The organism is Candidatus Bathyarchaeota archaeon (assembly GCA_026014685.1).
GTDB lineage: Archaea > Thermoproteota > Bathyarchaeia > Bathyarchaeales > Bathycorpusculaceae > Bathycorpusculum.
In genome coordinates, this window is sequence record JAOZHW010000005.1 from 24,399 (window position 1) to 47,530 (window position 23,132).

A 23,132-nucleotide genomic window follows, 5' to 3' on the forward strand; every position below is an offset into this window, starting at 1 on the left:
AATATAGTTACGCTGTTGCTCTGATTCTACTTGACGATTCGCTAACATTATATACGCAAAACGCTGTATTGGGTTTGTTAAGTGGGGGTTAAATAGTAAAAATGGCGAAAAATCCGCAGTCAAAAGACGAAGCTCTGGAAGCGGTAGACTTCATCGTTAACGTCCTAAAAGAGCATGAAAGAGACTTAGACAAACTCATCAATGAACTCGCAACCGTCACCGAACAGATGGGCGACGCAGGAGAACTAAGCAACAAAGTAGAGAAAGTGGAAGAAAAAATCACCACCCTGCAAAAAGAAGTAACCAACCTCGTCGGTTACGTTGGAGGAGCAAAAGTCAGCGCTCCAGCCCCAACAGTTAAAGAGCAGCAACCTGTGCAATCTGTAGTCGCACCCGTTGCCGCGCAGAGTGGACCTACAGTGATCTTGCGTTGTAAAGTATGGGAAGATTTCCAGAAATTAGCATTAGGCGCCCCGACTATTTCGTTTAATTATAAGGAAGACGAGAAACTCTTCCAAGCAGATGCCGTAAAAGGCAACCAAATCATCAACTATAGTGGACCTCTTCCCAAGTTGTCTGTCGTGCTTAAGGCGTTTTTGTCTAAAGAATTATGTGTCTCCGAACAGAGTATTCTAGAAGGCGTTTTAGCTATAGGGTAAAATTTACTCTGTAGGCTAAATCCATATTTTGTTTTCATAAACGATATAACAGTTTTTTGGCTATCTGTTTGCTTAGTGATTGGAGGGAATGGTTAAGGTTGAAGGCGAACACCACTAGCCAAGCATACCTTTTCCGTTTTCGAAGCCTTCTCCTTTCTCCTCGAACGACGGATGGCTAATGGTCTAACCAACACACTTAAGCCACCTCTCCAAACACAAACTAAACCTAAAGTGTTATGGTAATATAAAGTCGTAAAGAAGACTATATCAAAACTGTAAGAACACACGTCATACCTAAGCACGCTACCCCAACCTTGTTTAAGCAATCAGGGCAACACAGTAGTTGTTGTTGCGGAAAAAGCTCTATACACAACAACCCGCAGTTTATACTGTGATTTGCTTTTTGGATTCCGGGTTTAACGTACGTCGCAGACTAGGGGAGGGGGTCTAAGTCAGAGTAACAACAGAAAACGGGTTTTACGTTGGTGACGGTCTTGTACCCAATTTTACTGTTACCGTTATCTCTTGGTTGTTTCTGATTACAGTTATGTTGATTGTGTCTCCGGGGATTGTTTTGTCTTCCAAGTAACTTGCTAAATCATCGTTGTTTTTGATAGTTTGATTATTGATAGCTATGATTATGTCGTCTACCGTTAATCTGCCGTCAGAGGGTCCTCCTCGAACAATAGATGCAATCTTCCATCCGTAAGTTACGCTTGCACCCGTCTCTTTCGCTATGTTGTAACTCATGTCGGCGCCTGTGACCCCTAGATAGGAGTGCCCATTGTAGGTACCTGTATTGATCAGTGACCCAATTTCGCGCAGAATAGTGTTCGACGGGATAGCAAAGCCTAAGCCTTGTGAGTCAGAAACGATTGCGGTTGTTATTCCCACAACGTTACCCATCGAGTTAAGCAGTAAACCGCCAGAGTTGCCTGGGTTGATTGGAGTGCTTGTTTGGATTACGTTAGCAATCGAGTAGCCACCTGCGCTGCTTTCGGTGATGCTTCTTCCAGTTGCACTTACTACTCCTGTGGTTAAAGAGCCAACTAAACCGTACGGGTTACCTATGGCGATGACGGGTTCGCCGACGCGAAGCGGTGATGAACTCACGATGGTGATAGGTTTAAGTTCGTGGTCGCCTTGGACTGAGAGAACTGCTAAATCAGCGTATGGGTCAGTGCCCAGTATAGTGGCTGCGTAACCTTTGCCATCTGAGAAGGTCACGCTTAAACTCGTGGTGTCTTCAACGACATGGTAGTTGGTTATAACTACGTTTCGACCCGCGTGGTTGTAGATGAAACCGGATCCCTGCACACTTCCACTACTTGTTACTCCTTGAATGAGCACAACAGAGTCACGAACCTTATCATACAAATCAGCTAACGAGGTACCATCTTGGAGAACTGTAATGTTTTGGTACGTGATGTTTTGTTGGCTTTGAAGTGAAGAAATTGCCATTTGTAAGTCAGAAACTTGGCTGTTTAAGTTGCTTACCATTCTGTAGTTAACGTAGTAAAACAAGAGTCCCCCGACCAGCAATCCTGCAACAAAGAGCAGAATAAGTGCGCTGGCTGAGGCTTTAGTCGCTCTCTTAGAGGTTAACATGTATGCAGCCCTTAAAACAGGATTGCAAAGAAAGAAAATAAAAGTTACTATGCTCTGCGGTCGATTATGTCAAGAGCTTCAGGGCCAGTGCCGATTAAAGTTATGGGGACGCCTGTGCGTTTTTCTACTTCTTTTATGAATTCTTTTGCTTCGTTAGGTAAATCATCGAATTTCCGTGCACCTTTACAAGACGGATAAATTACGTCGAGCTTAGTCATGGCCGCTTGTGTTGCACCGTTAATCTTCGCGGTTTTCTTTGCTAAATCGAAATCAAAAGGCGCAGAACGACGCTCCCGCCCTGTGCCTGCGGCAACTTCGAACCAGCCTCGTTTTAAGGCTTCTTCCTTCGTAATTTCTCCAGGTAATGGACCTCCTCCGACGCGGGTTATGAAGGATTTGTAAACGATTATTACATCATCTACCCGTGTAGGTCCAACGCCTGCTTCTGAAGCTATTGCGGAAGCACTTGTGTCTCTGCCTGTAACGTATGGATAACCTCCTCCGAGGAAAAGCGACAACATGAAACCCTGAGTGCCCTCCAATAGCACGCTTTTGCCTTCATCTAAGCCGTCGTTAACTTCAGTGATTCCGTCGCAGAGGTATGGTTTGAGTTCAGGCATATCTTTTGCAAGTTTAGCTGTGCGCCTCACTCGCTCCTCCAGCGCTGGGCCAACACCCCATCCTGTGGTACCAATTCCTTTGTTGATTGCTGACGCCTTGTCTTGGTCGCTGTGTTTCTGCTCGATTATGGAGGCGTTTTGGTCTATGCCCATACGTTTGGCGTCAACCTGTGTTAATTCGACTTCTTTGAAGAATTGCCCTATGTGGACGTTTGCGCCCGCGGCTATGAGCAGGCGGGTTTTGGGGTTGAGAAAACCAGCGGGAACCATGTGTAGGGCGTATTTTTTGTTGTCTTGCCAAACAGTGTGTGCTGCATTCACTGAGCCGGTTCTGACACAAAAATCAAGGTTGTCTTTTAGAGCTAAATACGAAATGATTTTTCCTTTGCCTTCATCTCCCCAGAAGGCTCCAACTATTACCGAGCAAGGCATGCCTATTCCCACGGTAAGGGAGTGCAAGGGTTATTTAAAGTTGTAGGGATTGAAGCGTTATTATTTTTGTTTCACTCTTTTGTCTTGGGTTATGAGTTCTGCCAGCCGATAGGTAACGTAGGCAGAGAAGCTCCGGATGCCTTTTTTTATGGTATATTCTTCTTTTACTTTGAGCCATTCTTTAAAGAAATAATCGTAAACTTCAGCCTTCACAGTGATTGTTTTGAAACCTTTTTTTGGCGTACTGTTCCCCTCTTAAGGATAGTAACCGAGTATACGTTTATTTAAGGTTTAGCAATACTTGCGGTACTTTACGTTAAACTCGGCGATACCCAAACTCAATTAAGAGCGGCGTTTAAGCGCCTCAGAATCGATACCTTCAAGAAGCCTAACTACACGTTTACCCTTTAGCGTTTTTTCTTCATCTGAGATGGTGTGTCTAGATTCACAAATTGTATCCAAGATAATCCCTTTCTCTTCATCAACTATAACTGGGTAAACCCTGCAACCTGAAGGTCGACTGGCATACTCACTGCACCTTCGGTTTTTGCGATCATAAAAGACGCAGTAGCCATCACGATTTTTCAGCGTCGCGTAGCCTTTTTTGTCAAAGTGCGCAAACTTGCTTTTTTGGTAGCCTCTATCTTCTAAGCGTTTGATGTCTTTTTTGGATAGCAGCATCTCTGTTTCAGTGCAGCAAACCCCGCAGTGTGAACAACGCATACTGGGTGAATTATTATGGGTGTATTTGTGCATTTAGCTAGAACGGGAAGCTATGCTATGTTCTTCATAATTTTAACGTTTAGGTTTTCTGCGTACGCGATTGCCCGAAGAGGAATACGACTGCCTTTACGGTTGCCCAGCGAGTACTCGATTAGATTGTTGTTTTTTCCTGCAGCTTTATGGATTTTTGTCAGTTGCACGTTGACTATGACTGCGCCGTCTTTTAGGTGAAGGTTTACGTTTTTACCGATGTATGATCTGGCACTGTTTGCGCTGAAGCTCTCCATTTCACCATTCCTCATCTTGGTCGGCGATTTTGCTCCAACATTGCTGACATATTGGGAGGTTTTCGCCTTTAATTTGAATGTAGAGTTTGATGTCTTCGCCTTTACAGGCACTTTTCCATGGGTTTTTACAGTGTTCCATTCTTATCCCTTCAGAGCGGTGTAGTGTTTTTTGCTTTTAAGCCAAATCAGCAAACTACCTTTAGAAGCGGGGGAGGGGTGACTTTAAGTAAAGCTTATCTACGCTATGTTCACTCTAAAACATTGATAATTATGTCATTTTTTGAAAACCCCTTTATTGTTGCCGCAACAGCAAGCTTAATCATCCAACTTTTCGTTTTAGGCTTACTCTTCTACGGCTTCATTTTAAAGAAAAACCAAAAATTCCGCCAACACGGCTTAACAATGCTTGGAGCCGTAGTCTTACATGCCATAACCATTTTTGCAGTCATGATGCCCTCCTTTGCTGGAGGCTTTTCTGCACCTGGTGCCTTTGATTTCTCGAATATGCTGGTTGTTTTAGCGCTTGTTCACACTGTGGCTGGCGTTGTTGCTTTCCTTTTGGGTATTGTTTTAGTAGTGAATTGGCGTCTTCGAGCGGATTTGAAACCATGCTTTGCAAAGAAGCAGCTTATGCGGGTTACTATAGTGATTTGGATGATTGCACTGATGCTTGGGGTAGTGCTTTATTGGTTGTTCTACCTTGCAACTTATGCTACATAACTCGAACAGGTTATTCATTCGATTCTAAACTTGGTTGATGGGGATTATTTCTGGAATTATTGTATCTTTTGTTATTTTGATTAAGCCTACAGAAAGTTTTCCCATGGTATTTGCTGGAACTGTGGGGCTGCCTGGGTTAAAAAAGAGCGTTTTTCCTTCCCATCTGATATTAGCAACGTGTGTATGCCCATAAACAAAAACGTTGAAACCATGCTCTTTTACCAATTCACGAATCCGATTGAAACCAAAAGCAATGTCAGGGTCATGCATAACACCGATCTTCCAGTCAAACACCTTCAAAGAGTTAAGTCTTGGAAGGGCTCCATTTACTTCCATACCATCCATGTTTCCGTGAACCGCTAAGACAGGTGCCAACTGCTCTAACTCATCCACAACTGCCAACTCAACCAAGTCTCCCGCGTGAATAATGTAGTCTACTTTTTGAAAAATCTCAAAGACGCATCTCGGCAAAGCGTGGGCGCGTTTTGGGACGTGGGTATCTGAGATTAAGCCAACGGTTTTTGTGACTTTTTGTATAGGGGGTTCTTTGCTTACTAATGATGTTCCGCTGAACATTGCTTTTGTTCCTCTTTAGCAGGCAAGTGTAATGTTACTCATATGCATGTTATGAATAAAAAACCATTCATCGAATTTGTTCAGTCATGTCATGAACCTTTTAACTGTCTCATAGAACACACTTGTGCCCCAAACAAGGTTCTCTATACTTAAGCGTTCATCTATGCCATGCATGCGTTTCTCGTATTCATCGTTTGGCTCATCAGGTCGCACGGGGTGGAAACCGTAGCATATGCTGCCTGTCTCTCTGAAGAACCGCGAGTCTGTTCCACCTGTAGTTAACGTTGGTGTTACGCCGCAGTCAGGCTCAACTTCCCGTAACACGTATTTGATGGCTTCATAGAGAGGTGTTTGTGTGCTTGACTCGTTGCCATCATGGATCTGGATAATTTCGTAGCTGAGTTTGCCCTCGTCCACATCCTTAAGCATCGATTTAATTAATTTCAGAGTTTCGGTAACGCTTTGACCTGGTAGCACCCGGCAATCAAAAGTTGCTTCACATTCGGATGGAATGATGTTTTCTTTTACGCCTCCTTTGATGATAGTTGGGCTTATGGTGGTTTTTGTGCGGGGCCAGATTTCTTCTGCAAGGGCTTTATCTTTTTTAGATAGTTCCTTGAGAATCTGGTCGCTGTGTTCTGGATTATTTAGCAGTCGTGTAAGGATTTCTTTGTGTTCAGGGTTACTTTTTGCCACTTCTGCGACGAATTCTTTGAGTGTTGGCACATACAATGTAGGTGGCTGGTAACTACCCAGTTTAGATATAACTTTGTTGATTCTTGTTATGGCGTTGTCGGCCATGTTGGGTGTTGAACCATGTCCGGGGGTGCCTTTAGCTTTGATTTTAAACCACAATATGCCTTTTTCGGCTGTTTGAATTGGGTAGACGTTTCTGCCGTGTTGGGGGAATGCTGTGCCGCCGCCCTCGTTTAACACGTATGGGCACCAGATTTTTTCTTTGTAGTTTCGTATTAGGTATCCTGCGCCTTCTTCTCCTCCCCGTTCTTCATCAGCTGTTGCTGCTAGCACTACGTCGCCTTTTATTGGGACATTGTTTTTCTTGAGTAGTTTTAGCGTCATAACTTCGATGGCAGTCATGCCTTTCATGTCTATGGCGCCTCGTCCATACACAAATCCATCTTTAACTGTTCCTTCGAAGGGGTCAACGGTCCACTCTGCGGGATTGGCGGCTACCACGTCGAGGTGAGAGAGTAAAAGCAGGTTAGGTTTCTGGCCGTTACCTTTGAGGCGGGTGATTATACTGCCTCTTCCTGGACCTGATTCGATTATTTCTGATTTGAAGCCGTCTTTGGCTAAGTATTCTGCTATGAATTGGGCGGCTTTTGTTTCGTTGCCTGGTGGATTAGTGGTGTTTATGCGGATTAATTCAGAGAGGAAACTGGTGATTTCGGCTTCTATGCTGTTTAGGATTGGTATGGGCATGTTTTATTGGTGCACCGCAATGTTTTAGGGGTTGATTTCTCATAAAACTATCTGTTGCCTTCGCTTGCTAAATGTTGCTGGATTTTTTAATTATTCAACAACGAAGTTTATATATGATGGCAAAAAATGCTTATGAGTATCGAAAAAATTACAGGTAGATGACAATGAAAGAACTAAAACCAATAGACTACAAGATATTGTTCGAGCTCATGAAGGACTCACACAGAAGCGATCGCCAATTAGCCAAAGCCCTGGGTGTCTCCCAACCTACCGTGACCCGAAGAAGAGCAATGTTAGAAGAAAACTATATCGAAGGATACACTGTTATTCCTAAATTCGGGCAAATCGGGTTTGAAATTGCAGCAATAACCTTTCTCAAAAGTAAACTAAAGTATGAATCAGGCGAAGCAAAAAACAAAGCACTTCAAAAAATGAAAGAATGGTACATGAAACAAACCAACGTTATCATGGCCGTCGATGGCAGAGGAATGGGGTGGGATGCAGTTTGCATTTCCCTTCATGAAAACTTTGCCAGCTTTGCCGAATTCATACGTGCTCATGATTCAGAACTGTCTGACTGGGTTGTTGAAAGTCAAACTTTCCATGCCGACTTGAAAGGCGGCATTGTCATAAAGCCCTTCCACCTGAAATACCTCGCTTCACTGAAGCAGCAGTAATTCTTTAAATCAAACTTTTTCTTTTTTTAAGTTCCATTAAGTAACAGGGTCAGAATTTTACCGTTTGTTTACCTTTTTAAGCAACCGCTTCTTGGGTAACTTTGGTTTCTTAACTCTGCTTGCGTCACCAATCAAACACATCACCACCATAAATATCAAAATTTGTAAATAAAAGTATACCCGAGACTGTTTTGTACTCTGCTATAGACCCCTCCCCTTATTTAAAGGCAGAATTATTTGAGTTCTCTACGTGAACGTGATATTTACTGCACACCAAACTTCACCTCAAAACTTAAAAAGCCCAGTCCTTATGCTGGCGCCCCTGTCTTGCTTGTGTTTTTTTAACCGCTAAAGTTAAAGCCAACCCAACAAATAACATGCCTACTCAACAAGAAAATCTGTTCGGGGTTTCGAATAGCTTGACTCGAGCAAGTAGCCTCGGACGCAAATACTTCTAGACCAAAGCAAACAGATTTTGATAACACAATAATTGCGTTCTAAAGTCCATGTTAAATAAGTCTTCTTATGTAAAATGGATTCCGAAACTATAAAACGGTAGTATAGTACAAGAAGATAACCAATGGCTCTATCCCGAAAATTAATATCCAAATTTTTAAACCTTCTAACTAAATTTCATCAAAAAATCCCAATTAATTAATAATTATAATCAAAAACTTAATTTGTTTTTTTATTTTTCAATATTAGAAACATGGTGCAAGCTATAATGAAACCAATAATAATTATTTGTGAAAACTCCGGAACTGTTGGCGAAGGATTAGCTGTTGGACTTGGTTTAGGGGTAGCTGTTGGATTATTAGCGGGCCTCTGAGTAGATGTTGATGTTGGATTGGAAGCAGGATTACTTGTAGGATTCGCTGTTGGAACTGGGGTAAGTGGAGGAGTTGAAGAGGGACTTGGAGATGGTTGTAGGTTATTGTAGAGATTTTGGACCTCGCTTGATGTAAGGGCTATATCGTATATCATCACTTCATCAATCTTTCCATTAATTCCATCATAATATTGTTGAGTAACTTCCCTTGTAATGCACAAAGGTGTATCATCATGTCTAATGGAGTATTGAACTGAGTTTACCGCCTTCAATTGACCATCAATGTATAGCTTAGCGGTTGAACCATCATAGGTTCCAGTTACAAGATGCCACTGATTTAGAGTTAAAGCGTTAATGCTATTATATTGTACCAAAAACCTTTGCGCTATTCCATCACCAATTGCAATAACAAGCGTATCATCAGTCGAAGTAGGATTTTCAAAATCTAGTTTATACCCAGAAATAGCTGAAGTTCCAGCATAATGCAACTTGTTTATTATACATACATGTGGATTTGGTGGGTGCCCAGCTTGATAAGGTCTAACAGGCATATAGATCCAAGCTGACAAAGTGAACGACTGAACTCTGAGGCTTTTAGAATCAGGGATGAGAACATAGCCCTTTTGACCATTGAATTGCAGAGCTTTGCCAGATACCCCCTCAACCCAAAGGGGATCATCAATTAAGGTTCCTGTGTTTCCATTTCTGCTACTATCATATGCTGATGCTCCTGAACCTTCGTCAAACTTCCAGTAGCCAACTAGGTTTGATGTTGGTGAAACAACAGCATCTTCAATTATGAAATAGTCAAATGCCACATTTGCCGCTCTTGCTCTTAAGCCAACTTTGCCATTTTGATATGCGGAATCTGTCCAAGTCAATGTTTGATTAACATCTTGACTTATAAGAGAACCTGTGAAGAAATCATCGCTAACTGTAACCCTCAGAGTATATTCGACACCAGTTTTTATTGTTCCTGCGTTAAATTGAAAGTTCGTAGGAACAACATAACCATGACTTAAAGACCAAAATGCATCAGATGTTCCATAACCTGTGTTTTCTGGCAAATATCTAGTAAATTGTATACAGTCATACTCATCACTAATCTCAAATGCATAGTAAGGATTAATGTCAATGTATCTGAACACAATTCCTGCTCTAAAACCATTATTAGAAAAAGTAAGTTTTGTTTCAACAGTATAATTAGCCAGGCTTGGTGTATTAACCGTAGATATTACATTTTCTACAATTCCTGCTGCTACAATATATTTTCCGCTTGCCTGAGTCCAAGAACCTTGTTGTTGTACCCAATAACTTGGTGAAATATTATCAAAATTATCGAGAAAAAAGGTGGCTGCTGAAGCGTTCAGGGGCATTAAATGATTTACGGAATTTATCAACACTAAAATAGAAATTATTGCTATAATTGAAATTATTTTTTTCTTCATATCTGTCGGTTACTACTTCTTTTTGGATTTGTTTATAAAGATTGTTAAAGTCATCAGGTGACAGTTTTTCCTTCAAACATTCTTAGCAACTAACAAATTTTATTCTGACAGATTAATAAGATTCAAAACTTTTTTTTTCACCTACTTAAATTATAAATTGATTCGCTAATTAGGGCAGATAGATAATTAAGCGCTACAACCTAAACTCCGTTCACTAATACAAATTTCTTATAATTCTCCCATTGACCTGGTTCGAGAGGAATGTGAGAGGAGACGAATCGATTGTCAAATATGAGGTATTGAAGCAAGTTTACAAATAGTAATTATTACTGATGTAAACAGTATAAAGAAATGAGCAAAGGTAAAGCACAATTCTACTATCACTATGAATGCCATTAACTCAATTAAGTTTAAAGGGGGCAAGTCTTATCTAAAGAAGAAGTTGAAACATAACAGGTCAAAAGCTGGTGAGGCAATAAATAATATTTACCAATTACAAAACACCATTGACCTAAATAAGTCAAAACTAAGCCAGAAAGTAAATATTGGGGCTTTCGGCTAGCTTGGTCCAGGCTTGTAGCCTCGGGCGCTATAGACCCCGGTTCAAATCCGGGAAGCCCCACCAATCAATTTAACCTTGGCGTTTAGCTTTAATAGTTGAACAGCTTACCCATAAGGGGGGCAACCCATTGCTCTTTAAGCTCAAAAAGGAACCCCAACTTCAAGTAGATTTAGGCGATTTAGAAGCTGAAAAAGAAAGGTTAACCAGTTTTCTTGAGTCACGCCTCAAAGTTACAGTTTTGCAAGGAAAAAACCGATTAACTGTAGATGGTCAAAAAGTACAGTTATCGGAGCTATTCCATGCAGTAAAAAAATTCATTTATCACAGAGATTTAAACAGTTCACATTGGGCGTCTATAGAAGGCTCAACCGTAAAAATCAACAGGTTCAAAGGTCACGAGAAGAAAAAAGAGAAAACAAAAAAGGATGGGTCTCATCAAACGCTTACCCAAAGCTGGGGGCTCTAAGAAAGCCGAATCTCGCCCGACATCAATCAGAGATTTTTTGCCTTAAATCACCAAATTCTAAAGCCCTTTTAATCAAGCGTTCTAAAACTTCGAAATCTGAATGCTGCACCGTTACCTGTGTCGAGTTTTTGTGGTTGTTGCGTTTGGCTTGGGTTACGTATTTTTCTAGTTCGTCGACGATGCCCTGAGACATTATAGGTTTCCCATCCAGTAGTCGATAGTTGCATTCTAGACAAAACTCAAAGTCAAACTCTAACTTTCGATTCTTAGAGTTACCCTCGCCGAAGTAGCGTAAGTCTGCGGCAAGTTTAGCGGGGTTAACGTCATCGAATTCAACGAATACTACGTGTGTTTTTTTGGTTTGGTGTACATGGTTCAAGCCTACACCTCCATTGGCGATTCTCGACGGAAATGTAACAGTCACCATTTACGGTGTGGTTAAGTAAAAACATTTACAATTTTACCTCTGCCAGAAAATAAAAAACCAATATAATTAAGCAGGCAAAAAAGACCTCACAAGAGTCTTAACGACTCTATAGCTAGATACCCGACCATTAGCAGATTAAAAAAGAACAATGCTGAAATGTTGATTGCACTAAAAACGTTCGAGTTTGCTTTTCTACGAGAATATAATGCACCTGCAATCGCCGCAGCCAGCGGAACAGTAGAAAAAACAGCTATAACCCAAAAATTAATGGACACAGCGGCCACACATAATGCAAAGAAAACAAAAACAGCCAATGCCAACAAGGCGACTACTAAAATTAACTCAAAAACTGCTTGCGCCCCCCACCGCGATCCTACAGTTATCTTGTCACTTTTACGGTCTACCTCTACATCTGGAGCCTCCAAACTCAAGCCAAGCATGAAACCATACAACACAAAAGGCAAAACAAAGTATGCAAACAAAGCATCTAAACCCCCTTGAACAGCCATGTATCCAACAGCAGGAATGGCGAATCCGGTAGTCAACGCGATAGCTACCTCTCCCAACCCCCTTGAGACCAGCCGCAGAGGTTTAGCTGAGTAGAACCAGCCCAGCAAATTCGCGCCCACAGCAATAAGTAACAGTTCGAGGGGCGCTAATTGGGTTGCGACTGCTAAACAAGCCAGCAAAATCGAAGCTGAAAAGCAGATGAGGGCGATTATGCGGACGGTTGGCAGCAGGTTTGGGTGTTGGATGAGGATTCTTTTACCTGAAAAGAATTTTGATGATTGGGTTTGTCGGTCTTGGTTGTAGTCAAAGTAGTCGTTGCTGTAGTGGGTGGATAAGTCGCCGAAAAATACCACAGAATAAAATAATAGTGCAGTTAAGGGGTTGAATGTGCCGCCTCCAGCAACAGCTAAAAGCATGCCCAACGTGAAGGCTAAGAGGCCGCCTAAAACGATGTGAACCCTCACCATATTTAGCAGTTGTATCGCTTCATGTTTTTGCATGCAGTTTTCGCTCTGTATTGATTATTATCGAATAGCTTATTTATTGTCGCTGTTGATAGTGGGGGTGTTGGGGTATAGGTAAGTGGGCGTTAAAGCGTATGTTGATCTCTTGAGGCTTCATTTCTTTTTTGTCTGGCCCGTTCTTTTCTCTGCAGGTCTCTTCTTTGGATTCACTGTAAACGGTGGCTTCAGTTTTCTGCTTGTGTTGCAGGCGATTTTGATTGCTTACTTCGGGTTTGAAGCAGGATTAGTCTTAAACGACATCGTAGACGCAAACTTGGACAAAAAAGAGTTGCCTACCGATAACAAATTAACGAAGTATTGGCGGCCTTTCGGTAGGCGCCCCCTCTCTGAAGGCTTAATTCCTCGGCGTAGTGCAACGGTTTTGTTCGCGGTTTTTGTAGCCATCACAAGCGCCATTATTTTTACGCTTCCATATCCGCACTCTATCTACGTTTTTGTTTTGATGTTCATCTGTTATGGTTTGGAGGTTTTCTACCAAATAAAGAAGCGAAATGAGAAAGTTCCATTTGCACAGATAATTGGGCGGGTGGATTTTGCACTTTTCCTTGTCGCAGGTTATCTCTGCGTGGGCAGCCCCGACCTTTATGCGTTGACGCTGTTTTTGTTCTTCTACCCCCTGGCGCTAGCGCACTTGGGCGTAAATGATCTCGTTGACGTGGCTAACGACCGAGCTAAAGGTATGAAAACGCCACCGACGCTCTACGGCATTAAAGCCACAGCCTATTGGATTCTCGCGTTTACAGTCTTCCATTATGTGACGGCGGCTGTTTTTCTCTACGTACTCGGTAGCCTTGTGGCGCTTGGGGGTTTCGCAGTGAGCTTTGGGCTTTTGGCAGTGGCTAACGCGATGATTTTAAAGGGTGAATCTGTGCAGTCAGCACTCAAAGTACTACCGCTCTTCCACCTCTCCATGCTAATCTATGCTATATCGATAATCGCTAGCTACGTTGTCATGGCTTACCTCTAAAAACAAGTTTGATACTGTCGTTTAAAACACGCCAAGTAGTTTAGACGCAGCTACAGCTGCAGACAGTATGGCAACTAAAAAGATAAGTTTACCTTTGGTGAGCTTTATGCCGCCTTCAGAGTTTTCTTCTTGGGCAAACTCGTACTCGCGTATTTCTTTGGTTTTGGAGTTTATCTGAACTTTAGCGGTTTTCTTCTGGAAAGCCATTTCAACTACGTAGAGTTCGCCGTCTAAAGATACCTTCATCGGTAGCCAACTGCCTCTGTAGCCTAAGCGTTTTAGAAAGTCCCCTGTCATAGCGGTTGCGTTTTCCGCGTCGAACCGCGAGATTTCTGGCGAAACCTCTGTTTGTGGGGCTAGTTCAGTCATGAATGTTCCGCTAAGAATTGAGTGTTAAAATGCTTATTAGGAGTTATGAAGCCAAAAAATGGATTAAAAATCAACATCAGCAAAGAAGTCTACGATGGATGGACCAAACGGTGGTTTTAGCTGTAAATTGTGGGTTATGGCGTGGGGGTTGGGCTGGGTATTATGGGTAGAGTGCTGTTGAAAGTGGAGGTTTGATTCATGATGCTGTCTTGGAGTTTGTCAAGCAACTGCATCTGTGCGCTTTCACCGCTGACGCTGACTTGCACCATTTGCACTCCATACCCGATTACTATACATGCGAAAACCACTGAGGATGTTACCAATAATAATGCTGCTACGGTCGATTCCATTTGAAGCCTTCTCCTTCTCCAAATAGAGTAGGAACTCTGAGCATATAATTGGTTAATTCCTAAGCGGAAACTATTCCGAAAACCGATATATAGTCAAAAAATGTGGGTTTCCGATTACTTCGGGGCTGCTTCTGCCGTGGTAGAAGCGGAAGCTGAGGGTGCTGCCTGTTGAGGTTGAGCCTGTGGCTGCGCTGGAGCAGGGGCTGCAGGTGCCGCAGGTTGAGCTTGGGGTGACTGTTGTGTTTGAGACTGAACAGTTGCAGCTGGAGATGCAGCTGGTTGTGCCTCAGTTTTTTCTGCGGGTGCTTGAGTTGTTGTGTTGTTTGCGAGTATCTGGATTTTTTCCGCCATAGGATGGAGTAGATCAGGCGGCGGGTAGGGTGTGTTTAGGTTGGAGGAGAGCATATAGATGGAGTTGAAAACATGCTGGTAGATGGTGAAGAGGATTTGGGGGATCTTGGTTTTTGGGTTGACTTCAAGTTTCTTTCTGATGTCTTCACCTTTACCCATCAGAATTACTGTGCCGCTTGTGGAGTATTTGACGACGTTGGGTTTTGTTGAAATTAGTAGTTGAAAACCCAATGTAACTTGGTTGTTGTCTTTCTTTTGTTCTTCAAGTTTAGCGTTCACGTCAAAAAATAGTTCTTCTGACCCTGCAGTGAGTCCGCTTCGTTCAGCCTGTAGGCTATTAATACTTATCGAAACGGTGACTCCTGAGACGGAATACTGCGGGTTTACGGTTGATTCCTCTTACTTCATGTTGGTTTTTTGGTATTTAACTTTTGTATGAAGCACCCTTCAGTCGCCACTTGGGAAGCGGCGACATCTGGTGCTACGTGGTCGCGGGGATGCTGAAGTATGCTGGCACGGAAAGCTCAGTCATAAACTTGAAAGCATCATCTCCCTTAACGTTAGCTTTCTGTTTTAGCACAATTTTTTTAGGAACATCTTCCTCGAGGTAAACGATGTAGTTAACGGTTTGCCCAAGCCCCAGCCGTGTAAGCTGCTGCACTGTGCCCTTAAATTTCTCGTATTCTTGGATTTTAGCTTTAATTTTCTCTATGGCTTCAAAAAGAATCTCGGTTTGTCCCTGCTCAGTGAAAGATATAGCTACATCGCCTGTTTGTATCCATGTGGTTTCTTCCTGTGCACCTTTTCCGCCTTTGCCGCCTTTTTTAGATTTGTCGGTTTCAGCGGGCTTTTTAGCTTGGCTTTTTAGGGTTTTTTGCAGTGCCGCGGATTTCTGGAACCATTCTTCGCCTTTATGTTTGCTCTCTGCGTCTCTGAGTACTGAACCGAGCCATTGACTGTAGTCTTCGAAAAGCGCCTTGTACTGACTGGTTTGGGTGGCTACGAATTCTGTGATGTCTTTGAGTGAGGTAAACGTGCGAATTTCAGTTCCCAAATATCCATTACTCCAGTTAGCGATCTTGATGGTTAGCTATGTGAACGATACAGAATGCCTGTTTATCGAATAAGAGGATTTGTCCATCACACAAGCGACATACTTTTTGCGGTTAGCGGTTGCGGGCTTTATCGTAAGCGTTTGAGATGGCTTCGCTGGTTAAAACCCCAACTACTTTGTCAGGATTATCTCTTTGGACTACGGGGAGGATGTTGAGTTTTTCGCGCAGAATCACCTTGTTTGCTTCAAGGATAGACTCGTCCTCGTAAACCGTGATTTTCTTAAGCGGCATCTGCTCCACATACAACAAGTCTCGGTCTCCGTTGCTAACTTTCATGAGTTCAGCCCAAGTGACCATACCCAAGAATACCCCGTCTTTTTCCACCAAAGCGTCGTGGTAGCGATTCTTAAACATGACTTCTAAGGCTTCAGTAAGGGTTTGCTGGGGGGAAACAAAGCCGACTTCACAGTGCATAACATCTTTGACTCTTACTCCTGCCAGTTTGGTGGATATGATGGTTTGTTCGCCTTCTTCGCTGGCTCCAATGTAAACGAACAAGCCGACCAAAATAAGCAGAAAATTGTAGATGAAACCGACGATAACCATAACAAATCCCAGTATTCTGCCCAGCGTCACGGCATAGCGGGTTGCATCAGAGTACTTCATGCGTTCAGCCAGGACCGCGCGGAACACTCTGCCGCCATCCATGGGGAACGCGGGAATCAGGTTGAATAAACCTAAGAGGATGTTTAGGATGGCGAGGTCAAAGATGATGTTGCCTGTACCCGCAGAGAAAGCAAGCAGTAAAGGCAGCAGATTCGGGGTAAAAATTGAGCTTACCCCGAGTAATGCGAATCCTAAAACAAGGCTTGTTAGTGGTCCTGCAAAAGCCATGCGCCACTCTTGGGCGGGGTTGTCGGGGATTTCTTCGATTTCTGAGACGCCGCCGATGGGGTAGAGCACGATTTTTCGCACCTTTATGCCGTAGCGTCGAGCGACCACCGAGTGGGCAAGTTCATGGAAGAAGACGAAAACAAACAAGAAAACAACGATGAAAAACGTGTAGAATGAACTTCCAACTGAGTAGAATGGCAGGTTGAGCAGGGACAACACGAAAACTGCCAAAATCAGCAGTATGAACGTGAAGTGTAACTCGATGGGTATGCCCCATGCGGAGCCTATCTTAAAAGAGTACCGCATAGAGATAAATGCCTGCGGATGGCTTTTTAAATTTTCGATGAACTAAAAGCCGCTTAAACCCCTGAAAAATCGCCGTTACCGTTACATTCCGTAAAATATACAAAGAGCAAAACTACACTTGCTAAGTATACAGATTGGAGAAAGGGGAAAAATGAATAGAAATTTCTTTTTAGGATTAATTATCGTCATAATTATCGGCTGCGCATCAGGCATAGCTTTACTTAATTCCTCAATTTCAAAACCCGCAGTCACACCACGCGAACTTGACTTCACAGTCAGCGGCAAAAACGACTGCCTACGATTCCTCAACAGCAGCATATCAACCGTTTACATCCCACTTGCCACAGGCGCTAACGAGCAGTGGAAACTCACCATAAACGCAACAAAAATGGCAGGCGGCTCCAACGCATGGGTTGACCTCTACATATACAAGGGCTACTGGGATGGCGGCTTCAACTTTACCTGCAAATCCAAAGATATCTACCCCATCCTCGGCGACATCGAAAGCGCTGACGCACAAGTCAAAGGCAGCGAACCCTACACCAAAATCTTCGGCGGAGAAACACCTGAAAGCTACACACTGTTCTTCATCTTCCCACCAGGCGGGCAATCAACCTTCCACGTAACCTACAAACCAGCGTAGACGACTACCTGCCCACTTTTTCTGCTTTGGTTTCACATGTTTTCTTGTCGGATAAGGCGCGGTCAGCCAGCGCCTTACATTTTTTCTCTTCGTATAACTTAGCTTCAGCATCGAAATTTTTTCCTGCCAAAATAAAGCACTCTTTAGCATGCATTTTCGCCAAGACTAAGTCTTTAGTTGAAGAGTTCAACCCAGCTTCAGCCAGCTTTGTTTCTCCTAATTGTTGGTTACTTACCCCCGCCCAAAAAGAGGTTTTCTTAAGTTCAGTTGTGCACCGTGAAAATGCTTGCACTGCCTGGGAGTAAGAGCCTTTATTAACTGCATCAAGGCCTCCACGCAGAACCTGCAAACTCGACAAAGAGAATGCCCACTCCAACTCCTGACGCCCTTTAATTGCGCCTTGAGTTGACCGTTTGGGCAAGTTGTTTAAGTCGTCTTTTGTGTTGATGTTTATGAAACTTTTAAGGTCTGGATCCAGCTTTATGATTTCTTCTAACGGAGAAACCAGAAGTAAACTTCTGGCGCCTCGAAATATTGTATCTGCTCTGGATTGCTTTAGTGCGAGAAGTGTTTCTGTGATTTCTAAGCAAGTTTCGCGCTTAAGCACCGCCAACAAGGTTTCGAGTTTGCCATCAGGCCACATTGGAACAGCCACATCGAACCCTGCGGCAATGTTAAACATGAAATCTGCAACAGTCGGCTTAAGACAAGGCATGTCAACAGACACAGTTAAGCAATAATCCGCTGAAACCGCATCTAATCCCGATTTGATTGCCAAAAGCGGACCCTTAACGGGGCTATTTTGTGGGTCTAAAACGAACTCTACGTTGTCAACACCGTAAGTTTCCAGAGTTTTTGCATAAGTCGTCTGGCGGTCTTTTGTGTTTGTGCAAACGGCAACTTCATCCACAATGTCCCTGAGGTTTTTGATAACATGTACAAGGAGGGGCGTTCCGTCTATTTCGGCGAGTGCTTTATCTTGCCATGGCTGGTTGGGTATTTGGAATCTGCGGGCGCTTCCTCCAGCCAGTACTATTGCAGCTCGTTTAGGCATTGCCTCTCCTCAGCTATGTTTGAGCCTACATTCATCTGCATGCTCTGATTGGATTCAACCGAGTTGTTTATAATAAATTATGTCCTTCAAAACAACTGAAGCGTACTTATATGTCAATAGAGGAAGACGGCTATTTACAATTAATAGATTTGACTGAACTTGAAGAGGGCAAAATGAAGCTTGTCAAATTCCACGGAACCCCACTTCTAATCATAAAACAAAACAGCCAAGTCTTCGTTGTTGATAACCGCTGTCCACATATGGCTTGTGGGCTTTCTGGAGGACACATAGAGGAAACAGCTATTGTTTGTCCATGTCATGGTTTGCGGTTCAACTTGGAGGACGGTTATGACCAAAATGGTTCATTTCAATTGACTGTTTACCCTGTCAAAATTGAAGCTGGAAAAATCTGGATTAAAATAGAAGAATAAAAAGAAAGAAAAGCTAATTTTAACAGCTTTAAGCCGTTAAACCAACCGAGATTTTAGATTTACGCCGCGATGATGTCGATTTCGACGATTTGCTTTGCTGCGGCGCTACCATCAGTTAACAATCCATCAACGCCGACGATCATGGTTTTTAGCGGTCCATCAGAGCCCAAAGTGGTGCCGTTATACCAGTAAGCTACTATCAAGTAAAGCGGATGCGCAGGGGTTGCGGGGTTTCCTGTGGCGTCGTAGGTGTTAAAGCCCACGCCGTTAGCGACTTTGTCATAGGTGTAGGTTGTGGTGTATCCGTCTTGGGCTTTAACGGTGACGTTGTTGCTGCCTGTGATTCCGACGAGGTTGCAGAGGTCAATTAATTTTATACCTGTATAGTTACCAACGTTTACGATGGTGCCTGTGCTTTTTCTGGAGCCGCCATCATAAGTTATTGAAGTCATTTTTGCGATGTCATTTGAGAACAAAACGACTCTGTTGCCGTCTGCGCCAACCACCGTTAAAGTTAAGTCGGGGATGGGCAGGATTTGTATCTGCGCTACGCCGTTGATTTTTTCGGCGCTTGATAACTCTGCGCCGGTTAGAGTTAAGGGGGCGTTGCCGCCGCTTAAAGCCAAGTTGTTTGCTGTATTTGCCAGCATGATGTTTTGGTTGCTTGTTATTCGGCTACTGTTAAAAGTTGCCACTTGTCCTTGGGCGCCGACGACTTTTACCACATAGCCTGATGTCAAAGCGCTGCTGCTTATGGCACCGTTGTTTTGTGCCCAAAGGGCTAACTGATAGAGAGATGTTCCCTGCCAGGTGGTTCCTGATTCAGTGTATGACACAAAGTTTTGGATAACTAAAGTATCAAAAGTACCTTTAGTCAGAGTGATTGTGCTTGATCCAGTTACTGCAATGTTCCAAGAGGTTGCAGTTGGATTGGCTGTAGGTGAAGGCGTGGCGGTGGGTTTAACAGTTGCTGCCGTGGTTGGTTTAGCAGTTGCTGTCGGTGTGGGTGATGGTGCTTGGTTTGATGTCACTTCTAGTTGGATAACTTTTTTTGACCATAGATTGCCTTCTGTGGCTAATCCTTCTGAACCTAAAATGGCTATTCTGAGTGGACCTTTATCGTCGGACAGAGGTGCTCCGTCTACGGAGTAAACTAGAACTAACTTTACGGGGGCGGTTGCATTGACCATGTCTCTTGTGGTTGGATCATACGTTCTGAAGTCTTGACCATTGATGACTTGGTTGTATGTGTAGGTCATTGGGTAACCGTCAGATGCTAAAGCCTTGAGTTTTTGGTCGCTTGTGATTCCGCCGACTAAATCCAAAAGGGTGCTGATTGGTACGCCTGTGTAGGTGCCGACGTCGGTTATTAAGCCGCCGCTGGTTTTTAGAGCTCCTTTTGAGGTGTAAGATTCTAGTGCTAGTATGTCTTGTTTGTTTAGGGTTTTTTGTTGCCCGTTACTTCCGATGAGAGTTAGGGTCATGTCTGGCAGTTCGCTGCTTGGTTTTGAGAGCAGGTATTGAGCGGCTACAACTGCCGAGGAAATGACGATTATTGTTATTATTATGGCTGCTATGATTTTTGTGTTGAAGTTTTTTGCTTGGCTGGTCATTTTTTTTACCTTCGGTGTTAGACTGGAATCGAACTTACTATTTAATCATATCGGCTTTTTTAGGAAAAAAACGCAATTTAACAACAAAACCCACCACCAAACCCAAACACAAAACCACAACCAAAACTACTGCAATAACCCAAACATTCTCCGCGACATCGTTGCGGAAATTCGTTGTCAAAGTAAAAACGTTGTTGGAATCAGTTAAGAATTGCGAAGAAGGAACAAGATAAGTCTGCACATCAACAATACCACCTGATACATCGAACGTCAAGATTCTGGCGCTAGCCGCGCCCATCCGCTCAAATGCATCCTGCTGATTGAACAACAACTCAAACCTATCCCCCGCTTTAACCACCTTGCCTTCCGTCGGATAATAATGCGCACTAAGCGTCAAAAACACGTTAGAATGAGTATCGAGTACTTCCTTCTTGAAGTTGGTCGCCCACTCATCGTATTTGCGCTCTTTGTTGAGGTACATGTGCATCGCAACGATTGCGTGTGCGTCTGGATTTGAGTCTAAAAGGTTGTTTACCCACGATACCACTGTTTCGTTAGCGTTGAATGCGACGTTTATGATGAGGCATTCCCAATCGCTCACTTTGAAGCGGACAGCCGTGTTCATCCCGTCAAATTTGTCGCTTACCCAGTAGGGTTTTGTTTGCATCAAAGCTGGATTAAACGCGGCATATTGGTTGCCTATCCAGTATGAGGTGTTGTAGTCGTGGTTGCCTGCGTTCCAGCAGTACGGCACATCGTTGTCAAGCAGCATACTCATTGATTGGTTGGCGTTTAGCCATTGAGTTTTGTTGCCTTCATCGTTTACTATGTCGCCTGTGTGGATGACCATTTTTATGTTGTAGGTTTCTTTGTTTTGTACAATCCAGCGACAGAGTTCGGTGTAGCTTTGGGGGTGGCTCTCGGAAAGGTATTGGGTGTCGGTTATCCATATCACTGAAAAGGTGCTTTTTGAGGTGGTGGATGCGGGAGCAAGTAGCGCAAGGATTAGTATGGCTACAGATAGAATTTGTTTGGGGGTTGTTTTCAAATGTGGGTTCGCCTGTTCTGTAAATGGCGATGTTACTATTAAATCACTTCGCCAAATGAACTGAAAAATCATCAACGACGCAACTTATATTAACAAACCCCTCCCTTCAAAAAGCGGAGCGTGAACCTTTCGACCCAAGTAATCGCCGCCATAGGAACCAGCGGATCAGGAAAAACCACCACACTCGAATACCTAATCACCAACCTAACCAACGAAGGATACAAAATCGGCGCAATCAAACATATACATCTCCAAAACTTCACCCTCGACCGTGAAGGCACCAACACTTGGAGATACGCCAAAGCAGGCGCAAAAATAGTCGTCGGCCTCTCGCCACATGAAATAGCCACCATCAAAAAAATCGAAACCGCCTCCACCCAGATAGACCAAATAATCAAATCCTTAGAGCCCGAAAACTTGGACATCATATTCATCGAAGGCTTACACGACACCATGTCAAAACGCAGCGACATCCCCAAAATCATCACAGCAAAAGACCCAAGCGACTTAGATGAAGCTTTAAAGAAAGCCGTTAAACCCATCTTGGCGATTGCAGGTTTAGTCGCTCTAAACATAAACAAAAAAGACGAAGATGGCGTCCCCTACATCAAAATCCCCTCGGATGGACCCAGACTTCTAAAAATAGTAAAAGAGCAACTCTAGATGATTATCCGCTGCGGCGCCGAATAGATGTTTAAGCGTTTTCCCCTCACAAACCCAACCAACGTCACGTTTGTTTTCTCAGCAGCATCCAAACCCGAGGAAAGCGCAGCCGCAATCGAGGCAATGATTGGTATTCCCACTTTTGCTGCTTTGTAAGTCATGTCGCCTGAGAGGCGCCCGCTTGAAGCCAAAAAGCACTCGCCCAGCGGCGTCTCTTTTAAGGCAGCCATCCCTATGGCTTTGTCAGCCGCGTTATGTCTCCCCACGTCCTCAGCCAACGCCACCAAAGTGCCATCCACCCGGTAGACGGCGGCAACATGCAAACCCCCAGTCAGCCGAAATCCTGCAGCCTTAAAATTTAAGGCATTAACGCCCTCAAAAATTACCTGCGCCGAAACCCTCAAATCCGAATCAACGCGAGGGATTTTTCCGACGTACTGGTATGGTGCAGGGCTTCCGCAGACAGATGGAATCACGCGGTTGTGTAGTCTGGATAGTTTCACGCGTAAATCCAAGTCGATGTCTGGTTTTATTGTGACGTTGCAGGTGTTCTCGTTGGGTTTTAGTTCGATTTCTCGGATTTCTTGGATTGATTTTAGGATGCCTTCTGAAAGTAGGTGTCCGACTGCGAGTTCTTTTTGGTCACTGGGAGAGGAGAGGATGGTTGCCCAAAACTTGTTGTTAACAAACAGGTGCAGGGGAGTTTCTTCGGCTATAAAGTCCACTTTTTTTTCTGTTTTGCCTGTTGAAACTTCAACTCTGATTATGTCGACTTCGCGAACCATCGAACTCCCACTTAGAGGTGTCTTGCGTCAACTGGGAAAGCATCTTTGAAGTATTTAACGTTTGATTAACTGCCACACGTCAAGCACGATAA

Annotated in this window: 28 protein-coding genes and 1 tRNA gene; 9 read left to right on the forward strand and 20 right to left on the reverse strand. The window is 43.5% G+C overall.

What is annotated here, in order from left to right; genetic code table 11:
* The first annotated feature begins 101 nt into the window (after window positions 1–101).
* A complete protein-coding gene (locus NWE96_02470; GenBank protein ID MCW3982840.1) occupies window positions 102–659 on the forward strand; it encodes a hypothetical protein in 558 nt (185 codons plus the stop codon).
* A 477-nt stretch (window positions 660–1,136) separates the two neighbouring features.
* On the opposite strand, the gene NWE96_02475 is transcribed toward NWE96_02470, so the two are convergent.
* From NWE96_02475 to NWE96_02500, 6 genes are all read right to left on the reverse strand, one after another.
* A complete protein-coding gene (locus tag NWE96_02475) occupies window positions 1,137–2,267 on the reverse strand; it encodes a trypsin-like peptidase domain-containing protein (GenBank protein ID MCW3982841.1) in 1,131 nt (376 codons plus the stop codon).
* Window positions 2,268–2,314: 47 nt separating this feature from the next.
* Window positions 2,315–3,319 (reverse strand): adenylosuccinate synthetase, encoded by a 1,005-nt coding sequence (locus NWE96_02480; GenBank protein MCW3982842.1) that lies wholly within the window; start codon window positions 3,317–3,319, stop codon window positions 2,315–2,317.
* Window positions 3,320–3,379: 60 nt separating this feature from the next.
* A complete protein-coding gene (locus NWE96_02485) occupies window positions 3,380–3,532 on the reverse strand; it encodes a hypothetical protein (protein ID MCW3982843.1) in 153 nt (50 codons plus the stop codon).
* A gap of 129 nt (window positions 3,533–3,661) precedes the next feature.
* The gene (locus NWE96_02490; protein MCW3982844.1) at window positions 3,662–4,042 is read right to left on the reverse strand and encodes a YkgJ family cysteine cluster protein; all 381 of its coding nucleotides are present in this window, start codon (window positions 4,040–4,042) and stop codon (window positions 3,662–3,664) included.
* 50 nt (window positions 4,043–4,092) lie between these two features.
* Window positions 4,093–4,329, reverse strand: a complete 237-nt coding sequence (locus NWE96_02495) for a hypothetical protein (GenBank protein ID MCW3982845.1) — start codon at window positions 4,327–4,329, stop codon at window positions 4,093–4,095.
* A 1-nt stretch (window position 4,330) separates the two neighbouring features.
* Window positions 4,331–4,468 carry a hypothetical protein gene (locus NWE96_02500; protein MCW3982846.1) on the reverse strand — a complete coding sequence of 46 codons (138 nt, stop codon included), beginning with the start codon at window positions 4,466–4,468 and terminating at the stop codon, window positions 4,331–4,333.
* A 131-nt stretch (window positions 4,469–4,599) separates the two neighbouring features.
* Between NWE96_02500 and NWE96_02505 the strand changes: the two genes are divergently transcribed.
* Window positions 4,600–5,049, forward strand: coding sequence for a hypothetical protein (locus NWE96_02505; protein ID MCW3982847.1), 450 nt, complete (start codon window positions 4,600–4,602; stop codon window positions 5,047–5,049).
* 24 nt (window positions 5,050–5,073) lie between these two features.
* Here the strand turns inward: NWE96_02505 and NWE96_02510 are convergent, their stop codons facing one another.
* Both NWE96_02510 and NWE96_02515 read right to left on the reverse strand, forming a co-directional pair.
* The gene (locus tag NWE96_02510; GenBank protein ID MCW3982848.1) at window positions 5,074–5,625 is read right to left on the reverse strand and encodes a metallophosphatase family protein; all 552 of its coding nucleotides are present in this window, start codon (window positions 5,623–5,625) and stop codon (window positions 5,074–5,076) included.
* Window positions 5,626–5,709: 84 nt separating this feature from the next.
* Complete coding sequence (locus NWE96_02515; protein MCW3982849.1) at window positions 5,710–7,068, reverse strand: M20/M25/M40 family metallo-hydrolase; 1,359 nt, start codon at window positions 7,066–7,068, stop codon at window positions 5,710–5,712.
* Window positions 7,069–7,232: 164 nt separating this feature from the next.
* Between NWE96_02515 and NWE96_02520 the strand changes: the two genes are divergently transcribed.
* A complete protein-coding gene (locus tag NWE96_02520) occupies window positions 7,233–7,745 on the forward strand; it encodes an Lrp/AsnC family transcriptional regulator (GenBank protein MCW3982850.1) in 513 nt (170 codons plus the stop codon).
* 675 nt (window positions 7,746–8,420) lie between these two features.
* Here the strand turns inward: NWE96_02520 and NWE96_02525 are convergent.
* Window positions 8,421–10,022: a hypothetical protein gene (locus NWE96_02525; protein MCW3982851.1), complete on the reverse strand. Its 1,602-nt coding sequence runs from the start codon at window positions 10,020–10,022 to the stop codon at window positions 8,421–8,423.
* Window positions 10,023–10,569: 547 nt separating this feature from the next.
* On the opposite strand from NWE96_02525, the gene NWE96_02530 reads away from it, so the two are divergent.
* Both NWE96_02530 and NWE96_02535 read left to right on the forward strand, forming a co-directional pair.
* Window positions 10,570–10,647 (forward strand) — tRNA-Pro (locus NWE96_02530).
* 64 nt (window positions 10,648–10,711) lie between these two features.
* A complete protein-coding gene (locus NWE96_02535; protein MCW3982852.1) occupies window positions 10,712–11,050 on the forward strand; it encodes a hypothetical protein in 339 nt (112 codons plus the stop codon).
* Window positions 11,051–11,072: 22 nt separating this feature from the next.
* On the opposite strand, the gene NWE96_02540 is transcribed toward NWE96_02535, so the two are convergent.
* A complete protein-coding gene (locus tag NWE96_02540) occupies window positions 11,073–11,429 on the reverse strand; it encodes a hypothetical protein (protein ID MCW3982853.1) in 357 nt (118 codons plus the stop codon).
* Window positions 11,430–11,563: 134 nt separating this feature from the next.
* Window positions 11,564–12,487 (reverse strand): prenyltransferase, encoded by a 924-nt coding sequence (locus tag NWE96_02545; GenBank protein MCW3982854.1) that lies wholly within the window; start codon window positions 12,485–12,487, stop codon window positions 11,564–11,566.
* Between the two features lie 82 nt (window positions 12,488–12,569).
* Here NWE96_02545 and NWE96_02550 point away from each other — a divergent pair, with 82 nt between their 5' ends.
* Window positions 12,570–13,478 (forward strand): UbiA family prenyltransferase, encoded by a 909-nt coding sequence (locus tag NWE96_02550; protein ID MCW3982855.1) that lies wholly within the window; start codon window positions 12,570–12,572, stop codon window positions 13,476–13,478.
* Window positions 13,479–13,499: 21 nt separating this feature from the next.
* Here NWE96_02550 and NWE96_02555 read toward each other — a convergent pair whose 3' ends face one another.
* The 5 genes from NWE96_02555 to NWE96_02575 all read right to left on the reverse strand — a co-directional run bounded on the left by NWE96_02555 (window position 13,500) and on the right by NWE96_02575 (window position 16,803).
* Window positions 13,500–13,847 (reverse strand): hypothetical protein, encoded by a 348-nt coding sequence (locus tag NWE96_02555; GenBank protein ID MCW3982856.1) that lies wholly within the window; start codon window positions 13,845–13,847, stop codon window positions 13,500–13,502.
* Between the two features lie 134 nt (window positions 13,848–13,981).
* Window positions 13,982–14,197: a hypothetical protein gene (locus NWE96_02560; protein MCW3982857.1), complete on the reverse strand. Its 216-nt coding sequence runs from the start codon at window positions 14,195–14,197 to the stop codon at window positions 13,982–13,984.
* Between the two features lie 114 nt (window positions 14,198–14,311).
* Window positions 14,312–14,827 carry a hypothetical protein gene (locus tag NWE96_02565; GenBank protein MCW3982858.1) on the reverse strand — a complete coding sequence of 172 codons (516 nt, stop codon included), beginning with the start codon at window positions 14,825–14,827 and terminating at the stop codon, window positions 14,312–14,314.
* Window positions 14,828–15,029: 202 nt separating this feature from the next.
* Complete coding sequence (locus NWE96_02570; GenBank protein ID MCW3982859.1) at window positions 15,030–15,602, reverse strand: hypothetical protein; 573 nt, start codon at window positions 15,600–15,602, stop codon at window positions 15,030–15,032.
* A 112-nt stretch (window positions 15,603–15,714) separates the two neighbouring features.
* A complete protein-coding gene (locus NWE96_02575) occupies window positions 15,715–16,803 on the reverse strand; it encodes a site-2 protease family protein (GenBank protein ID MCW3982860.1) in 1,089 nt (362 codons plus the stop codon).
* A gap of 151 nt (window positions 16,804–16,954) precedes the next feature.
* Here NWE96_02575 and NWE96_02580 point away from each other — a divergent pair, with 151 nt between their 5' ends.
* Complete coding sequence (locus tag NWE96_02580; protein MCW3982861.1) at window positions 16,955–17,446, forward strand: hypothetical protein; 492 nt, start codon at window positions 16,955–16,957, stop codon at window positions 17,444–17,446.
* 4 nt (window positions 17,447–17,450) lie between these two features.
* Here the strand turns inward: NWE96_02580 and NWE96_02585 are convergent, their stop codons facing one another.
* Window positions 17,451–18,500 carry a molybdenum cofactor guanylyltransferase gene (locus NWE96_02585; GenBank protein ID MCW3982862.1) on the reverse strand — a complete coding sequence of 350 codons (1,050 nt, stop codon included), beginning with the start codon at window positions 18,498–18,500 and terminating at the stop codon, window positions 17,451–17,453.
* A 110-nt stretch (window positions 18,501–18,610) separates the two neighbouring features.
* Between NWE96_02585 and NWE96_02590 the strand changes: the two genes are divergently transcribed.
* A complete protein-coding gene (locus NWE96_02590; GenBank protein ID MCW3982863.1) occupies window positions 18,611–18,931 on the forward strand; it encodes a Rieske (2Fe-2S) protein in 321 nt (106 codons plus the stop codon).
* 59 nt (window positions 18,932–18,990) lie between these two features.
* On the opposite strand, the gene NWE96_02595 is transcribed toward NWE96_02590, so the two are convergent.
* Both NWE96_02595 and NWE96_02600 read right to left on the reverse strand, forming a co-directional pair.
* On the reverse strand, window positions 18,991–20,544 hold the full coding sequence (locus NWE96_02595) for a hypothetical protein (GenBank protein MCW3982864.1): 1,554 nt from the start codon (window positions 20,542–20,544) through the stop codon (window positions 18,991–18,993).
* Between the two features lie 37 nt (window positions 20,545–20,581).
* On the reverse strand, window positions 20,582–21,592 hold the full coding sequence (locus NWE96_02600; protein ID MCW3982865.1) for a metallophosphoesterase: 1,011 nt from the start codon (window positions 21,590–21,592) through the stop codon (window positions 20,582–20,584).
* A 120-nt stretch (window positions 21,593–21,712) separates the two neighbouring features.
* On the opposite strand from NWE96_02600, the gene mobB reads away from it, so the two are divergent.
* Window positions 21,713–22,255, forward strand: a complete 543-nt coding sequence (gene mobB / locus NWE96_02605) for a molybdopterin-guanine dinucleotide biosynthesis protein B (GenBank protein ID MCW3982866.1) — start codon at window positions 21,713–21,715, stop codon at window positions 22,253–22,255.
* On the opposite strand, the gene fdhD is transcribed toward mobB, so the two are convergent.
* Window positions 22,252–23,040, reverse strand: a complete 789-nt coding sequence (fdhD, locus tag NWE96_02610; GenBank protein MCW3982867.1) for a formate dehydrogenase accessory sulfurtransferase FdhD — start codon at window positions 23,038–23,040, stop codon at window positions 22,252–22,254. The genes mobB and fdhD overlap by 4 nt on opposite strands.
* Between the last annotated feature and the right edge of the window lie 92 nt (window positions 23,041–23,132).

Coding starts and splice junctions, on each gene's coding strand:
- NWE96_02470 (MCW3982840.1), top strand. CDS start 102: ATGGCGAAAAATCCGCAGTCAAAAGACGAAGCTCTGGAAGCGGTAGAC.
- NWE96_02475 (MCW3982841.1), bottom strand. CDS start 2,267: ATGTTAACCTCTAAGAGAGCGACTAAAGCCTCAGCCAGCGCACTTATT.
- NWE96_02480 (MCW3982842.1), bottom strand. CDS start 3,319: ATGCCTTGCTCGGTAATAGTTGGAGCCTTCTGGGGAGATGAAGGCAAA.
- NWE96_02490 (MCW3982844.1), bottom strand. CDS start 4,042: ATGCGTTGTTCACACTGCGGGGTTTGCTGCACTGAAACAGAGATGCTG.
- NWE96_02495 (MCW3982845.1), bottom strand. CDS start 4,329: ATGGAGAGCTTCAGCGCAAACAGTGCCAGATCATACATCGGTAAAAAC.
- NWE96_02500 (MCW3982846.1), bottom strand. CDS start 4,468: ATGGAACACTGTAAAAACCCATGGAAAAGTGCCTGTAAAGGCGAAGAC.
- NWE96_02505 (MCW3982847.1), top strand. CDS start 4,600: ATGTCATTTTTTGAAAACCCCTTTATTGTTGCCGCAACAGCAAGCTTA.
- NWE96_02510 (MCW3982848.1), bottom strand. CDS start 5,625: ATGTTCAGCGGAACATCATTAGTAAGCAAAGAACCCCCTATACAAAAA.
- NWE96_02515 (MCW3982849.1), bottom strand. CDS start 7,068: ATGCCCATACCAATCCTAAACAGCATAGAAGCCGAAATCACCAGTTTC.
- NWE96_02520 (MCW3982850.1), top strand. CDS start 7,233: ATGAAAGAACTAAAACCAATAGACTACAAGATATTGTTCGAGCTCATG.
- NWE96_02525 (MCW3982851.1), bottom strand. CDS start 10,022: ATGAAGAAAAAAATAATTTCAATTATAGCAATAATTTCTATTTTAGTG.
- NWE96_02545 (MCW3982854.1), bottom strand. CDS start 12,487: ATGCAAAAACATGAAGCGATACAACTGCTAAATATGGTGAGGGTTCAC.
- NWE96_02555 (MCW3982856.1), bottom strand. CDS start 13,847: ATGACTGAACTAGCCCCACAAACAGAGGTTTCGCCAGAAATCTCGCGG.
- NWE96_02560 (MCW3982857.1), bottom strand. CDS start 14,197: ATGGAATCGACCGTAGCAGCATTATTATTGGTAACATCCTCAGTGGTT.
- NWE96_02575 (MCW3982860.1), bottom strand. CDS start 16,803: ATGCGGTACTCTTTTAAGATAGGCTCCGCATGGGGCATACCCATCGAG.
- NWE96_02580 (MCW3982861.1), top strand. CDS start 16,955: ATGAATAGAAATTTCTTTTTAGGATTAATTATCGTCATAATTATCGGC.
- NWE96_02585 (MCW3982862.1), bottom strand. CDS start 18,500: ATGCCTAAACGAGCTGCAATAGTACTGGCTGGAGGAAGCGCCCGCAGA.
- NWE96_02590 (MCW3982863.1), top strand. CDS start 18,611: ATGTCAATAGAGGAAGACGGCTATTTACAATTAATAGATTTGACTGAA.
- NWE96_02595 (MCW3982864.1), bottom strand. CDS start 20,544: ATGACCAGCCAAGCAAAAAACTTCAACACAAAAATCATAGCAGCCATA.
- fdhD (MCW3982867.1), bottom strand. CDS start 23,040: ATGGTTCGCGAAGTCGACATAATCAGAGTTGAAGTTTCAACAGGCAAA.